This is a genomic window from Streptomyces sp. NPDC059649, from assembly GCF_042734445.1.
GTDB lineage: Bacteria > Actinomycetota > Actinomycetes > Streptomycetales > Streptomycetaceae > Streptomyces.
Window position 1 is genome coordinate 13,215 of the sequence record NZ_JBHWDV010000074.1, and the last position, 14,050, is coordinate 27,264.

At 66.3% G+C, this 14,050-nt stretch carries 15 protein-coding genes and 2 pseudogenes; 9 read left to right on the forward strand and 8 right to left on the reverse strand.

Annotated features, from left to right (window positions below; all coding sequences use genetic code 11):
* Window positions 1–77 precede the first annotated feature (77 nt).
* Both ACFV1J_RS37240 and ACFV1J_RS37245 read right to left on the reverse strand, forming a co-directional pair.
* Window positions 78–482: a VOC family protein gene (locus ACFV1J_RS37240; protein ID WP_385865850.1), complete on the reverse strand. Its 405-nt coding sequence runs from the start codon at window positions 480–482 to the stop codon at window positions 78–80.
* Between the two features lie 59 nt (window positions 483–541).
* Window positions 542–3,208 carry an ATP/GTP-binding protein gene (locus ACFV1J_RS37245; protein ID WP_385865852.1) on the reverse strand — a complete coding sequence of 889 codons (2,667 nt, stop codon included), beginning with the start codon at window positions 3,206–3,208 and terminating at the stop codon, window positions 542–544.
* Between the two features lie 377 nt (window positions 3,209–3,585).
* Between ACFV1J_RS37245 and ACFV1J_RS37250 the strand changes: the two genes are divergently transcribed.
* Window positions 3,586–3,717, forward strand: a complete 132-nt coding sequence (locus tag ACFV1J_RS37250; protein ID WP_385865854.1) for a hypothetical protein — start codon at window positions 3,586–3,588, stop codon at window positions 3,715–3,717.
* Window positions 3,718–3,798: 81 nt separating this feature from the next.
* Here ACFV1J_RS37250 and ACFV1J_RS37255 read toward each other — a convergent pair whose 3' ends face one another.
* On the reverse strand, window positions 3,799–4,230 hold the full coding sequence (locus tag ACFV1J_RS37255; protein ID WP_385865855.1) for a hypothetical protein: 432 nt from the start codon (window positions 4,228–4,230) through the stop codon (window positions 3,799–3,801).
* Between the two features lie 320 nt (window positions 4,231–4,550).
* On the opposite strand from ACFV1J_RS37255, the gene ACFV1J_RS37260 reads away from it, so the two are divergent.
* On the forward strand, window positions 4,551–4,661 hold the full coding sequence (locus tag ACFV1J_RS37260) for a hypothetical protein (RefSeq protein ID WP_385865857.1): 111 nt from the start codon (window positions 4,551–4,553) through the stop codon (window positions 4,659–4,661).
* Between the two features lie 89 nt (window positions 4,662–4,750).
* On the opposite strand, the gene ACFV1J_RS37265 is transcribed toward ACFV1J_RS37260, so the two are convergent.
* On the reverse strand, window positions 4,751–5,095 hold the full coding sequence (locus tag ACFV1J_RS37265) for an ArsR/SmtB family transcription factor (protein WP_385865858.1): 345 nt from the start codon (window positions 5,093–5,095) through the stop codon (window positions 4,751–4,753).
* A 19-nt stretch (window positions 5,096–5,114) separates the two neighbouring features.
* Between ACFV1J_RS37265 and ACFV1J_RS37270 the strand changes: the two genes are divergently transcribed.
* A complete protein-coding gene (locus ACFV1J_RS37270; RefSeq protein ID WP_385865859.1) occupies window positions 5,115–6,491 on the forward strand; it encodes an MFS transporter in 1,377 nt (458 codons plus the stop codon).
* A 34-nt stretch (window positions 6,492–6,525) separates the two neighbouring features.
* Window positions 6,526–6,945, forward strand: a complete 420-nt coding sequence (locus ACFV1J_RS37275; protein WP_385865861.1) for a hypothetical protein — start codon at window positions 6,526–6,528, stop codon at window positions 6,943–6,945.
* Between the two features lie 163 nt (window positions 6,946–7,108).
* Here ACFV1J_RS37275 and ACFV1J_RS37280 read toward each other — a convergent pair whose 3' ends face one another.
* Window positions 7,109–7,327 carry a hypothetical protein gene (locus tag ACFV1J_RS37280; RefSeq protein ID WP_385865863.1) on the reverse strand — a complete coding sequence of 73 codons (219 nt, stop codon included), beginning with the start codon at window positions 7,325–7,327 and terminating at the stop codon, window positions 7,109–7,111.
* 124 nt (window positions 7,328–7,451) lie between these two features.
* Complete coding sequence (locus ACFV1J_RS37285; RefSeq protein ID WP_385865865.1) at window positions 7,452–8,093, reverse strand: hypothetical protein; 642 nt, start codon at window positions 8,091–8,093, stop codon at window positions 7,452–7,454.
* Window positions 8,094–8,470: 377 nt separating this feature from the next.
* Between ACFV1J_RS37285 and ACFV1J_RS37290 the strand changes: the two genes are divergently transcribed.
* From ACFV1J_RS37290 to ACFV1J_RS37310, 5 genes are all read left to right on the forward strand, one after another.
* Window positions 8,471–8,833 carry a hypothetical protein gene (locus ACFV1J_RS37290; RefSeq protein WP_385865866.1) on the forward strand — a complete coding sequence of 121 codons (363 nt, stop codon included), beginning with the start codon at window positions 8,471–8,473 and terminating at the stop codon, window positions 8,831–8,833.
* Window positions 8,834–9,957: 1,124 nt separating this feature from the next.
* The gene (locus tag ACFV1J_RS37295; RefSeq protein WP_385865867.1) at window positions 9,958–10,611 is read left to right on the forward strand and encodes a hypothetical protein; all 654 of its coding nucleotides are present in this window, start codon (window positions 9,958–9,960) and stop codon (window positions 10,609–10,611) included.
* A 240-nt stretch (window positions 10,612–10,851) separates the two neighbouring features.
* Window positions 10,852–11,127 carry a hypothetical protein gene (locus ACFV1J_RS37300; RefSeq protein ID WP_385865869.1) on the forward strand — a complete coding sequence of 92 codons (276 nt, stop codon included), beginning with the start codon at window positions 10,852–10,854 and terminating at the stop codon, window positions 11,125–11,127.
* A gap of 702 nt (window positions 11,128–11,829) precedes the next feature.
* Window positions 11,830–12,051: a hypothetical protein gene (locus ACFV1J_RS37305; protein WP_385865871.1), complete on the forward strand. Its 222-nt coding sequence runs from the start codon at window positions 11,830–11,832 to the stop codon at window positions 12,049–12,051.
* Between the two features lie 222 nt (window positions 12,052–12,273).
* The gene (locus ACFV1J_RS37310; protein WP_385865873.1) at window positions 12,274–13,062 is read left to right on the forward strand and encodes a hypothetical protein; all 789 of its coding nucleotides are present in this window, start codon (window positions 12,274–12,276) and stop codon (window positions 13,060–13,062) included.
* Between the two features lie 485 nt (window positions 13,063–13,547).
* Here ACFV1J_RS37310 and ACFV1J_RS37315 read toward each other — a convergent pair.
* Together ACFV1J_RS37315 and ACFV1J_RS37320 are read right to left on the reverse strand one after the other, a co-directional pair.
* Window positions 13,548–13,646 (reverse strand): annotated as a pseudogene (locus tag ACFV1J_RS37315) (ATPase); the annotation flags it as partial.
* Between the two features lie 307 nt (window positions 13,647–13,953).
* Window positions 13,954–14,050 (reverse strand): annotated as a pseudogene (locus ACFV1J_RS37320) (IS5/IS1182 family transposase); the annotation flags it as partial.

Here is a 14,050-nt window from a genome sequence, read left to right on the forward strand (position 1 = left end):
CGCCAGCCACTCGGGAGCCCGCTGCGGCGGTACGGCGTGCAGCAGGTCGTAGCGGTCAATCCGGCCGCACGGTCGCCTCATTCCGCTTCCAGGTTGCGTTCTGCGGCGCGAACTTCCTCGTCACTGGAGAGGAGGCGGAAGCGGTTTCCCTCTGGGTCGGCGAAGAGCACAGAACCGACGTGGAGTTCTTCGTAGACGTTCCATTTCCTGTCAATGACCTCTGCGCCCAGGGAGGCAAGGCGGTCTGCTTCTTCGTCCAGGGTGGTGCCAGTCGCCGCGACCTCAATCAACGGCTCCTGGAGACAATTTCCTCCCCTGCGGCCTTCGACGATGTAGAGGAACTGTTCCGGGTGCTGTCCGAACCTGACGACTACGCCGTCAGTGCCCGGCTCGATGGTCGACTCCAGGACCGCACTCCAGAAGGCGCCCAGCGCCACGGGGTCCGGCGACTCGATCACCACAGCTCGCAGGGAAACGCTCACAACTCTCCTCAGGGCCACGCCCGCCCCCGAAGGGGCGAGCTTGCCTACACCGCACACAGTCAACGAGCGCTGCGCACACGATGGCGCCGGGCCATCACCAAGCCGCGCCAGCGCTCGCGGGTACTGTCCGCCCCGTCGATCCACCGGCTTGCTGAACTCTCAGCGGCCGGGAGGGCGAGGCCGGCCATGAAGTGGGCGATGTCGACGTAGTAGGCGTAGTAGCCCTCGCGGGTCTGTTCCTGCAGCCGGCCGATCGTCGCGGCGATGCCTTCCTGGTCGTCGCGGATGGCGTGGTGGAAGGCGAGGGCGAGTTCGAGCTTGGGGCGGGCAAAGGCGAGTCCGGAGGTGTCGATCTCGGCTGCGAGGACTCGCGCACGATCGGCGAGGTCGGGGTCGCTTCCGGCATCACGCAGCAGGGTGGCGATGCGGACGTCAAACGTGGCCGCGCGCAGATCAACAGCGGCCAGGAGATGTTCTGCGAGGTTGATTTCGTCGTCTGCGGTGCCGGGGTGGGTGAAGGCGAGGGTGAAGGCTCGCATGGCCTGGGACATGGCTGCCTCGCCGGCCTTGCCATGTTCTTCGCCTTCCAGCCGCGCGCCCAGGAAGGACTGGGCTCCCTTGTCCATGTCTCCCTGGACCCACCACACGTCCCCTCGCACACGGTGGTGACGCCCCTCCCACCCCAGGTGGGCCGCGGCTTCGAGCGCGGTGGGGAAGTCGCCGGCGAGTCGGGCCAGGTGCGCAAGGCCGCGCCGGGCGGCGGGTGCGAGCCGGCCACCGCCGTCCACCACATGCTGCATGCCTCGGCGGGATGCCTCGGTCAGCCCGAGGTCACGTTGTGCCTTGGCCAGGTAGTAGACCGCCAGGTCGTGCAGGGCCGCCGGCAGCAGGCCGGAGGCGGTCACATCGGTGAGGCGTTCCGCGGTGCGTTGGCGGTTCTCGTGCTGCCGGCGGGCAAGAGCGCTGAGGGTTTCCACCAGCGCCTCGGCGGGGGTCTGTAGTTCCTCGTGGCCGGGCTGGTCACGGGCGGGGGGCGCGAGGGGCTCCCAGATCGAGTCACCGACGTAAGCGAAGGTGGCCTCGGCCAGCCAGTCCAGGTCGAGGTGGAAGTCCCGGGCCAGCAGCAGCCCCTGGCGTAGGCAGCCGACGAGGAGCATGCGGCTGGGCGTGGTGGAGGTGTTCCACTGTTCTCCCAGCGCGTTGAACGCCCGCTGCGCGGCCTGTTGCCAGTCGCGCGGGGACCAGCGGTCGTCGGCCTGGTCGTCGGCGTTGCGGATGGTGGAGCGGATGAGCGCGTGGAGGTAGAAGGGCCACAGCCCGAAGGCGTTGTGGTGGATGAAGGGGCGTTCCGTCAGGCGTAGCGCGGCAGCTTCGTGCGCCATGCCTGCGGCCTGCGTCGCCAGCTTCAGGTCGAAGGCGTCCAGGAGACTGACCGACCGCAGCACGTGGCGTTCGTCGGCGGTCAGGTCGCTGAGGGTGCGTGCGATCAGGGAGGGGAAGTCATGGTCGAAGTCGCTCGGCTGGGGAGACCTGCCGCTACGCCGGATCTCCAGGAACCTCATCACCGATAGATCGAGGTAGAGCGGAAGGCCGTGTGAGCGGCGTGTGATCGCTTCTCGGACGTCCTCGCCGATGAGGGGCTGTCCACCACGGGAGAGCCGGCGGGTGAGGTAGTCGTCGCAGTCCTCACGGGAGAAGTCACCGATCAGGATCTGCCGCCCCGTCTCGCCGGCCCTGCCGTGGGCAGCGCGGGCGTAGGGGAGGTCGTGGACGACCAGGTCGGGCCAGGCTGCGCGCCCGGTCCAGTCCAGCTGTCCTTGAAGAGCTTCGTCGGCCCACTGCAGGCGGCTGCGGCCGGTGATGACGAAGAAGGCGTTGGGCATCAGCCACACGACGCGCTGCAGGAGACGTTCCAGGTCGCGGTGGGTGCGGTCGCCGGTGTCCTCGAAGGTGTCCAGCAAAATCACCGGCGTTACCGACTTGCCTACCGGCCGCTGTGTGAGCTCCCATGCCAGGAGGTGTGGGTAGTACGAGAGAGCATCCAGATCGGGCTCGGCCTCCAGAAGGTCGGCGAGCCGGGCACAGCCGGCCAGGGCGCGCACCGCTTGCCGGCGCTCGCGCAGGGCACGTACCAGTGCCCCGGTGACCTGGCCGACGGCTGACCCGACGGAGCCGGGGAGCAGCAGGGCTTGGGCGACGTCGCCGAGCGCGGACTGCATCTGCTGCGGCAGTGCTTTGCCGAACCGGGCGGCCAGCCCGCCGCGACGAAGGTAGTCCTCCAGGGCTTCTCCGGGGTGCTGGTGCTCCCAGTAGCGCCGCAGGGCCAGGTCGAAGGCGGGCAGGGGCTGGCCGAGGCCGGCAAGCGCGAGCCGGATGGTGAGGATGACGCGCTCGAAGTCGGTGCCGGCCGCGCGGGCCAGGTCGATCCGTACCGGCAGAATCGTCTGCCCTTCGGGCCAGGAAATCTCGCCCCACTGGGAAGGCAGGCCCTCGGTGCTGGTCAGCGACGCTTCGATTTTGCGGGAGAGCGTCGACTTCCCTATGCCGCCCACCCCGTGAAAGACCAGCACGTTGCGGCGAGGGGCTTCCAGGTCCTCGACGTCGAATCCGGGATCGGCCACGTGCTGCAGGTGCTCGGTCAGTGCGGCCGCGAACATTTGCCACTGGCCCTGCCGGTTCGTGAACGCCTCGTCCGCGCCCAGATGCCGGTCGTTCGAGCTGAACAACGCGCGAAGATCCCGACCTGCCATGCCACCCCCCGAAGTGATCCCTGACGCCAACTTATGCCCCGCCGGCCGTTGTCCAGCGACTACATCGGTTCCGCGGGTGGCTTCTGGCCATCTGCCCGCACTGCGTCGGCTGCCGCCGCCCCTGAGGCTCCTCCGTCGCGTGGTGTTCGCGCCGGCCAGGACGGTAGGACAATGGCGAGCTCCCTTTCAAGATCAAAAGGAGGGTGGTCGCGAGTCCGACCCCAACGTCCCCGACTTCCCCGCGCTGGAGGGAGGCGAAGAGAGCAGGTGTTCGATGCCGTCCGCGCCGTGGTGAGCTGGTACACGCCCAAATCGCCGCCGAGCACTGGGCACCGGTGAGCGACGAGGCGCGCATGGAGCAGCTGAAGGCTGCCCGGCAGGCCGCTCTCGATGACCAGGCGCAGCTGGCGACTGCCGATGCGGAGGAGGCGGCCCGCGTCGCGGCCGTCCATGCAGCCCGGCTAAAGGAGCTCACGGAGTCGTAGTCCAAGGTCTGGCGGGGGAGCGGCACCAGCCAGAGCGGCGGGGGCGGCCGGTCATCCGGGCTGGCTGCAGCCCAGGGGGCATCAGTGGCCGGGCGAGCGCGACGATCTAGTCCAGCTCACGACGGTGCTGTGGCAGCGCTTGCGCAGCGCCGCATGCAGTGCGAGGACTTGGGCAACTTCCTGCTCGGTGTATGGGCGCTGCCGCTCGGCCGTCAGCTCCCACACCGCTCGCGGTGCACCGCCGTGCTCCTGTCGCAGCAGCGCCTGGCCGTCCCGGCGGATCACCGTCACGGCCGTGACCGCCGGATGGGAGGCGGCGAGCTCGACCTCATCGGGGAGGGCGCTGAAGCGCCTGCTGCGACCGGCCTTCGTGGTAAACCGGGCCGGGATGCCGAGCTGTTGGGCGTGGGCATGGCGCAGCGCGGTCGCCAGACAGCTGCCAGCCGCCCTGACTGCCACGACCACGAGTTCAACGCCGTAGCCATCGGTCACGAACGGCAGCGCGCTGGCCACACGGGCCGCTCGACGCCCGGCTCATCAAGCAGTACGTCCACCGCCAGCGAACCCTCCCTGACTCGCCCGCGAGAAGGGCATGAGCGCCACCAACATGGCCTGCTGGGCCCACGACCACAACATCCCCTTCCGCCCCGCGGTGGTGCCAGTCACGACACCGAGCTTCGTAGGAGCGAGCAGACGGGTAAGACCCCGGCCATTCTCCGTGACGCCCTCACCAGCCCATACGCCTGGCAGGAGCGGCTCGAACGCTTCGTGGCCGCACACTCCTATCCAACGATCGGCGAGCCGCCCGAACTCTCAGCATTGCGCAGTCCGCTTTGACGACCCAGATCACTCGCCTTGAAAGCGATCTCGGACAACCTTTTGCTCAAGCATGCCGAGCGCGGCAGGGCGATGCAGTTGACGCCCTTCGGGGAACGCGTGGTTGAGGCGGCCGGGTAGGCGCTCGGAGGAAAAGCACGGACGGCGACGAGGGGGGAAGGGATCCATACAACCGTGAGACGGATGACCGGTGGCGTCACCAACTGGCGGTCACGTCACGCCCTTGTGGGATGGCGATATCGAGGAGGCCAGGGAAGCGGGCGTCGAGATCTTCTCGGCGGAGCCGGTTGAGCCTCCGGGTCCCCTCGTCCCGCTGGCGGATCACGCCTGCCTCCCGAAGGACCTTGAAATGGCCGCTCTGGGTGGACTTGCTGACTGGCAGTGCGAATGTCGTGCACGCCAGTTCACCGTCGGGTTCGGCCTCTGCGAGCCGGGCGACGATGGCCAGCCGCACCGGGTCGCTCAAGGCAGCCAGGACAGTGGTGAACCGCAGTTGGGCGCGGTCGGGGTGCACAAGTTTCGTCGCGGTACGGCTCGCCATACCCGCAGCATAGCCAATCATGTTCGGAAGTAGCGAACATCTGCTATGTTCGCTGAACCCGAACATGTGGCCTGTGGAGGAATGGATGCCGCTCGATCGCCTTACCCCCGCACGCAGCGGTCGGACACCACGCCGCGACCGCCAGGCCGAGCCTTCGGGCCCGGCCAAGACAGATCAGGACACGCGGCCCAGACCGGGTGGGAGGTGGAAGTTCTGGGGCACGGCCTACGCGCTGCTGATCCTGCTCACCGGCACGAACCTGCCAACACCGTTGTATCGGGGGTACCAGGCGCAGTTCGGATTTTCCCCGCTGGTCGTCACGCTGATCTTCGCGGCATATGTCGCCGCCCTGATCCCGTCCCTGCTGGTAGCAGGCCCGTTATCGGATGCGCTAGGCCGCCGGAAGGTGCTGCTGCCAGCGGTAGCCCTGGCCGCACTCGGGTCAATGGCTTTCGCCCTTGCTGAAGGCACGGAGTGGCTGTTCGCGGCACGCATTCTGCAGGGTCTTGCGCTCGGCGCGGCCTCGGGGCCATTGACTGCTTCGCTGGCAGAACTGGAGCCTGCCGGCAACCGGCGCAAGGCCGCACTGGTGTCAACCGTGGCTTCCGTGGGTGGCCTGGGTCTGGGGCCTGTGCTCGCCGGCCTGCTTGCTCAGTACGCTCCGGCACCGCATGTGCTGCCGTTCGTAGTGGAGATCATGCTGCTAGTGCCTGCGGTGGCAGTGATCACCACTCTGCCGGCAACGCGCCCGGCGGCTCGATGGCGACCCCGCCGACCCGAACTTCCCGCCACGATGCGGGGAGCCTTCGCCACCAGTGGAACGGCCAGTTTCCTCGCGTTTGCCGTCATCGGGCTCTTCCTCACACTGGTCCCCACCTACGTGATCACTCTGTCGGGCAGCAAGAATCTGCTCTTGGGCGGCGCAGCTGTGGCCCTGATGCTGGTCTGCTCTGTGGTTGCCCAACTCGTCGCCTACGGACGGCCAGCCCGGACCCTGGAGTGGATCGGCCTCCCGCTGCTGGCCACCGGGCTGGTGATGCTCGCCCTCGCGGGTGGTATGTCCTCGCTGCCGCTGCTACTCATCGCGACGGTGGTCGCCGGCATCGGGCAGGGGCTGGTGTTCCTGGGCGGCCTCACTGCGGTCAGCCAAGCAGCTGCAGCCGATCGTCACGCCGAGGTGCTGTCCAGCTTCTACGTGATCGTCTATCTCGGCGTCGGCCTGCCCGTCATCGGAGTCGGCTTCCTCGCTACCGTTGCCGGTCTTCTTGCCGCAGTCCAGTACTTCGCAGGCGTCGTCGCCCTGCTCTGCGTGACCGTGCTGATCGTCCTCGCCCGAGTACGTCACCGTGACCCGGCCACCCATCCTCCGGCACCGCTCGATACCGCTGACGACTGACACCAGGCCACAGAGCTTCCTCCCGGAGGACCCCGTGGACACCACCGAACTCGGCAACGCTTTTCGACACCTGCTCACCGCAGCGGGAGCGATCAGCGATACCGCCCTGTTGGCGGCGGATTCACGGTCCGACATCGACTGGACACTGAGCCACATAGCGTTCAGCGACCGCGTACTCGCCGCCGCAGCACGTGATGTGCGCACCGGCCTTCCCACCTTCGTTGACAACCGCGAGGCCATGGACGAGAACGCGATCAGTTCATTGATCGCCTCGACCACTCAGATCCGAGCAATCCCGGCTGCCGCCATACCGGTGTCACTCCGCCTCGTCAGCCGGGATGGTCAACCACTGCCCGAACAGCGGTTGCCCTGGGGCACCGTGTTTCGCCTGCGCGCTACCGAGCATCTGCCCGGGCACACGGAGAGGATCAGCTTGTTCGCTTCCACGGAATAGCTCGTCCCGCACTGTCCTGGTGGCTCGCCCCTCCCGGCACTGGAGACAGCCCTCCCAAACCACGCTTCGAGCGCTGGAAGCCGCTGGAGCCACCCTCCCTAACACGCCCCCCGCCATGACCGGCGGCGGCGTACCGTGACATCAACGCCACTGTTTGTCCGAGCTACTGTCTGGTTTCTTCGTCAGGGGTGTCTTCTTCCAGGGCGGCCATGCGAGCTTTGTACTCGGCCGGTGGGATCTGCCCAAGGACCGCCAGGCGTTCCAGTTCGGAGGCTGTGGCTTCATGCGCGATCTTGCGGCTCTGTTCTGCTTGCTCTCTGCTGTACTTAACGGCCTTGGCGCGCTGCCTGGAGCGGCTTCGCTGTAACTCCTCGGCGATCATCCGCCCGGTTTCTTCGAAGTAACTGTCGTGCCGGCCTGACCACATCTCGCCCCCTGTTTTCGATGATTGAGACCGGAAGCTGGGTCCAGGATATCCTGGACCCAGCTTCCGGTCCGGTCACCTGTTAGATCTTGAAGTTCTTATAGTCGATGGTGCACTTGAGGGCTGTCGTGGCGGCACCGCCGCAGCCCTTGGGGTGTGCTTGCCACACCCAGCCCGGCGTGAGGAAGTTGACCCACATGTCATGCTGCACGTGCAGGGTCTTGGGACGCTTCACCTTCGCCGTCACCTCGGAGATGGTGGGCGTCGGGTCGAGCGGCTGAATGACGGTGCGCTCGCCGTTGGCGATCGCCTTGTTGTGGTCATCCATAAGCCGCGCGCGGGACTCTCCCGTGAACTCCGGCCCCCCGGGGCCTACGGCTGCGCAGTAGAACCTGGTGGTGCCGGTGACTTGAGAGACGGCCCCGGCACCCCACTTCCAGTTGGCGCTCCACTCACACAGAATGGTTCGGGCCTTGAGCTGTGCGCCGGTCTTGGGGTCGATCTTGGCGACCTTGGCGGTGAAACTTCCGCTGCCACCCTGAGGACTGAGGTGTTCGGCTGCCGCGGCGTAGTCGGCGGTACCGCTATCGATGCTGCCGACGGCGACGCCAGTTGCCTTGATGCTCTGGGCGCTTGCGGTACTGGCTGCCGGAATTGCCAGTACCGATGTAGCGACGGCGGTGGCGACAGCCACCTTGACGACATGAGATGCGTTGAGACGCATGAAACCCCCCTTGACTAACTTGCTTTTCATATCTCCCCGTTCCTCACTAGTTTGAAGCTTGATCATTTGTAGCAGCCCTGTAAATCTCAGTCGAGCGATTTTTGGGACCTGTCTCGAACTCGAAGTATTTGGCCGACACGCTGGGAAACTATGCCTATTTGACAGGAGGATAGGCGAATGAAGTGGAACCTTAAATTCTATCCAAGGCGCCAGCCACGGGGTTCTGTAATTGAATGCGCGATGCCGACGAAGGTGAGGGAGCGTTCAGCTCTGCGCCCATGGTGACGGTGAGGGCGACATCATCCGCCGCTCCGGGACACCGTGCGTTCCACGCCCCAGCGGCGATGGCCAAGTCGGCTACGGTTCTCCATTCCGCGGTGGGCGATCCGCAGCACGATCTGCCGGCGTCGCAGCCAAGCGCGCAGATGGCGCCCCTTGTCGCCGTGCAGCTTGGCCGGTCGACGACGCCGCTGATGCTCGAAGTCGCCTCGGCCTACCTCTCCGACACCGACGCTGCCAACGTCCTCGCGGCGCTACGCGACGCGATCGGTGAAGAACTCACGGCCTCGCGGCCTGCCGCTACGCCCTTTCCGGTGACCGCCACGTCCTGCACTGTCCTGTACCGGCTGCTGCCCCGCTGCTGCCATGAGGCACACACCCCATTCCCCCAGGTGAACGGGGTGCAGTGTGAGGGTGTGAGGTGTGAGGCGAGGGCCTGCGGCGGCAGGGTGCTCAACTGAGCGATACCTAAGCCACCGTACGGGCCACCGATTCTTCCCGACCAGCATCCGGACACACCACGGGCCCGGGGGCCCATGACATCCCGTGGGCCCGGCTCGGGGGCATAGCGTCCAACGACGCCGCGACCCCTACTTTTTAGCGTCTTTGAGGAGCTGGTCGACCGTACGCTCCACCCACTGCTCTTCCGTGCGCATCCCGTACGGCTCCTGCTCCGAGTCGTTGAGAGACTCTCTGCCTTGCGGATCCCGGTAAATGGAGGCCACCAACTCTGGGGGGTGTGGCCTTTGGCGAAGTCATCCCCTTCATGCCATCGGCGGATCACCCACCAGGCTCTCGCATAGTCCGTGGCACGCGTCAAATTCAGCATTTCGCTGCTGTGGTAGATCTTGGAGTGGTAGCGATAAAAATCGCGCACGTCTTGTGTACGGACTCCTTGGCGTGGGACCTCAGCGGAGTGGTGGTGCCGCCCAGCACGCACGGCGCCGGCCGCCCGAAGTGGGACCCGTCGCGACAGTTCAGGAGCTGGCCTGGCGTGGCGGGGTGCTCCGGCTGGGCGGGTACGGCGCGCAGGTGGCGGGGCCGGTGGCAGGGCCGTAGGTCGGGCAGTTGCTGGATGACCTGCGCGAGCAGGTCCTCGGTGGGCCGCCCCCGCGCCCGAGCTGCTGCCTGCCCGGGGCAGCAGGGCGAAAGCCTGGACGTCCGCGAGCTCCAGGCGCCAGACGTCGGACTGTGCCCACGGGGCGCAGGGCGAGGTGCCACCCGCGTCCTGGTGGAAGCCGGTCAGCCGGGCGACGCCGATCACGGCGCCGGTCTCGAGGTCGCGGACGCGGATCGTACGGGCGACGAGGGCAGACGCAGGGTGGGCCGGTCGATCTGCTGGCCCGCGTGCAGCAGGAGTCAGCCGCGCTTATCTAGGGCTATCGAGAGTTCCAGCTGGTTGATGCAGTTGAGGGATGCGAGCCATGTGTGTCTCACCCTCTTGACCAGGGGGTGAGACGGACACAGACGGTTCGGAAGCGGCGTGAGCCGGCTACGGCGACAACCACAGCAGAGGCAGCCGTGTGGTCTGTGATCTTGCGGCGAAGTGCTCCTGCGATGCACGTCTGTTCGTCATCATGTGGGAGTGGAGATTGCCAAGTTGGTTCTGGAGTTCCTGAAGGTCCTCACGTGGCCGTTGATCTTCGTCGCTTTGGTCCTCGCGTTCCGGGAGGAGTTCAGGGGCCTGCTTCAGCGGATGACCACCGTTCGGACCCCAGGAGGGGCTGAGTTGGAGTTCGCGGAACGTGCGCACGAGGTGCGGAGCGAGGCCGAGAATCTCTTGCCAGCAGAGCTCGAAGCAGCTTCAGCGCCCGACATGACCGGCGAGGAACCCGACCCCGCGAACCTCATATTCGATGCGCTCGTGCGCGTCGCCAAGTGGGACGGCCGGTCCGCGGTCAACGCAGCATGGCATGAGGTGGGTAGCCGGCTCGTTGCGATGTGGGCGGTCAATGAGGCCCGGAAGGGAGATCAGGTCGCCCGAGTCTCAGCCCACCTTGCCGAGTATCTCCACACCCGCGACGGCCTCACCGGCGATGATGCATCTCTCAGCAACACCACGGTCAAGGCGCTGGCCGATCAGGTGGGCGACTTGATCGGTAACCTCAGCCAGATTCACGATGATGCAAACAAGGACGGCGCCGTGGTTCCGGCAGAGGCTGCCGTGGACTTCGTTGAAACCAGCAGAATGCTCTGTCTGGCGCTCGACAAGGTCACCCGCGCTGTCGCAGCCCGCTGAGCTGCGCCGCCTCTCCTGAGGGTAAAGGGGTGAGGCTCGAGGCACCGTGATGTGCGCGCGGGAACGAGGGGCTGCGGCCGGAATGCTTGCCGTCGTACAAGGCGGCGGCGGCCGGAGCGTCGGCACCTTGCCACCGAGGAGATATCAAGGCTGGATGCTCTGCTGCCCTTGCTGCTCAGAGCCCGTGGGCTGTGGGAGGACCTGGCCCGGGCGCCGGCATCCTTCGCGTCGGCAGGTGGTGTGAATGTGGTGGTCTCCCCTGAATCAGGGCTGTGCCCAGCTGGCTGGGTTGGGATGGTGGCTCTGGGCGAATCAGCGATCGTGACCGTGCCCACTGAGAACGCTGCCGTGATCGTTCGTGATGCGCTGGCGGGTCTGTCGGCGGAAGCCGTGGTGGATGGCACTTCGGTCCGGGAGGTGCTGCCCGTTGCGAGGGTGCTCGGACCGGCGGCGCTGTCGTATGTGTCCCTGGAGGGTTTCCGTCCGGTGGCAGCTCGTGTGCTGTGGGTGGAGTAACCGCCGGCCGGCCATCCGGAGCTGCGGTGTCTGGAGGAGTCGGCTGGCGAGGAGGACGTCGGGGAGGCCGCGCTGGGTTAGATCACGTCGCCCGCCTTCGTGGTCCCCGAGCATGGCCAGGTAGTTGCTGCCGCCGGCTAGCGGGTCTGGCCGAGTCGGACCGCTCACATCGGCGTACTGACTGCGCCAACAGTGCGGGGGCGGGGGCTGGCGCGGGTGACGGGCTCAGCGACGGTTGCACATGCTCTCGCTGCCGGGCTGCTGCCGCAGCGGCGGCGGAGATCACGGAACACCTGGCCAGCTGGGTCGGCCCACCCCTCGATGTCGAGGCGCTCCTCGATCTCTTCGACCTGACTACCGCCGAACACGCCCGGCTTACGGCAGGCTGCTGGCGCTCGTCTCGTTGTTCCTCTTGTCCTTCGAGGACCCTCAGCATCCCCGCAACCCACCGGGAACGGCCGAGCGGCAAGCTGCCCGGCTGTCCAAACTCCTTTCCTGAGGCCATGCGCCGGATGGCTCTCCGACCCGAGACTGATCACGAGGTCATCGCCTTCAGCTCCCGGGCAGGGCCGGGAATCGGGTTCTTCGGCTACAGGCTGCGGCGGTGGTGCGGGGTCGGTGAAAACCGGCATGCCGAAGTCGGCCAGCTGCGCACCAACTTGCGCTCTTCACCAACTATGCGTCGGCGGGAGCGCCATCACCTTGCGCACCGGCTTGGTACAGCGCTGGATGGTGACCAAACTGTGCCCCCACGGCGTCCAGCAGTGTGCGGACCTGTTGTTGGACGTCGCGGCGCAGACAGTGGTGGCCGGTGATGTCCATTGGCATCGAGGTGTCCGCGCTGCGATCGAGAAGCCGAGTACTGACGCCGAGCACGGCCGGGACGGCTTCCAACTCCTCCGGAAACGCGTCCTGCGGTCGTGACGCAGCGTCGTCGCCCCCCAGTTTTTTTGAGGCAGAACCACGACTTCCGAAGACAGTTGGTGATCAACCAGATCGTGAATGCCGAGGAGAACTGACGGCACTGTGGTGCAGTGAACGCGGGAGGGTAAGACCCGTCAGGGCAGCCGGTCATCGAGGCTGCTCTCCGTTGCATAATCGACGCCTATGCCAGAGACGAGGCTGTTGGAGCCACCGGAACCGCCTGTGCCGACCGAGCACTACATCTTCAACGACAGCGCGACGATCAAGCTGGAGAGCGGATTCCAGTGGGAACTCGCACCCGACCGGAATCCGATCGAGCTGGAGCGAATGACCGCTCACCGTGCTGTGAGAGCGCTGGCCGAGCTGTGCGAGGGGCTCGTCAGGCCCATGACGTTCGGCGTGACCAGAAACTGGGTGGATGAGTACAGCTGGCCGGCCGATGGCAATCCGCCGCGGTGGAACTGGTTTCTGAAGACACCGCAGGCACCGCCTGACGCCCACTCAACCTACGTTGATCCGCAGGTCATGGAGACAGCGACGCTGGACGAGCGGTCAATGATCACCGCTGTCGACCGCGTACTTGACGACCCGTGTGAGGCACCCGAAGGCATGCGTCTGGCGTGGATGGAGATGCGCGTGGACCACACCTGGGCCCAGCTGCCCGAACCCGACCGGCACATCGCGAACAATGAATTGCGCATCGATGACCACGACAGCAAGTTGCGTCGCGTTCTGGCCCCTAGTGAACATGTGAACGGACGCACGTGGGTGACCGTGCCCAAATCCAGCGTGTGGTATCCGTTTCTGCTGAGGGTTGACAAGTCCTTCGGTACGGCTTACCCCGACGGTCTTGAATACGACGAATTCATCGAGATGACGATTCATGTCAACTGGTCATTTTGGTGGCATCCCGGGGAGGGCCGAGCCATGCTCGATGAAGCAGTGAACCGCCTTCTTCAGCAAGGGTGGCGCCACACAAAACCGCAATCCAAGAGCCGCTGTCTCCGGTGATCGCCCGCCCTGAACATCCATCCGCACGCCGCGATGGTCGCCACTGCCAGTAGCAGGAAGTCCGGTGCGGGGCGGGCGGGCAGGTAGCAGCAGAGGCCAGCCGGCCCGGGTATTCGGTTCACGCAGATGCCCAGCTGCGGCCGTACTTCGTTTCGCAACACCCAGAGATCGGCAGTCACGCTGTGTGCGCGACCACAAGAAGTGGGGTCGGAGCCCGAGAAATGACGTCGGCCCGTTCGCACTTTGCTCAACGAATCACAGACGGGCTCAGAGCGACAGCGCGAACCGGCGGCAGACGTGGATGCGCGCGAACTTGGTTCTGAGCCGCTGCTTGTCAACGGCGTTGGCATGCAGGAAGGCGGCCATCGGCTTCAGGCCCTGGCGGCGACTTCCGATGTGGGGCTTTGCGAGCCAGCTGGCTCGTTCCTCAGCGAGGGTCCGCCGCCCGCGAGGGCGGCGGACCGCCGAGTTCGTACGAGTAGTGGTCAGAGGGCCTTGGTGGGCTCTTCGGCTCGCGCTCGGGTGCTGGCGAGGCCGTAAGAGTCGGTGCCGGTTTCGATGATCGTGCCGTTGAAGGCGAGCCGGGCGTTGCGGGTGGTGAGCAACTCGGTGATCTTCCGCTCCTCCGGTCAAGACCTCGCCGCCGCTGGCACCTACACCGAGATGACTTCTCGCCTCGCCGAACCAATTCCTTTCGGCCTGGCCGCCCTTGTCGTCCGCAGCCGCATCCGCTGCCTATAGCCCCACCGCGAAGAGACCGCAGACGCCCCGGCCACCGGGCACTGAAGTGGTCGGTGCGCTCACCCACCCCGGGGCGCCGCTCGGAAGATTTCAGTGCCCCGGGCCCCCGTTCCAGAGCGAGGGCGTCGACGAACTGGCTTAGACGTTGTTTTAGTTGGTGAGTCGGCGGTAGCTGATGAGGGCTGCGGCGATGCCGACGAAGGCCAGGAAATGCTCGGCCCTTCGCTCGTAACGGCGGTGCAGCCTT

What these genes read in the sequence shown, in the direction of transcription:
- ACFV1J_RS37270 (WP_385865859.1), top strand. Translation starts at nt 5,115, where the DNA reads ATGTTCGGAAGTAGCGAACATCTGCTATGTTCGCTGAACCCGAACATG.
- ACFV1J_RS37250 (WP_385865854.1), top strand. Translation starts at nt 3,586, where the DNA reads ATGGAGCAGCTGAAGGCTGCCCGGCAGGCCGCTCTCGATGACCAGGCG.
- ACFV1J_RS37265 (WP_385865858.1), bottom strand. Translation starts at nt 5,095, where the DNA reads ATGGCGAGCCGTACCGCGACGAAACTTGTGCACCCCGACCGCGCCCAA.
- ACFV1J_RS37285 (WP_385865865.1), bottom strand. Translation starts at nt 8,093, where the DNA reads ATGCGTCTCAACGCATCTCATGTCGTCAAGGTGGCTGTCGCCACCGCC.
- ACFV1J_RS37280 (WP_385865863.1), bottom strand. Translation starts at nt 7,327, where the DNA reads ATGATCGCCGAGGAGTTACAGCGAAGCCGCTCCAGGCAGCGCGCCAAG.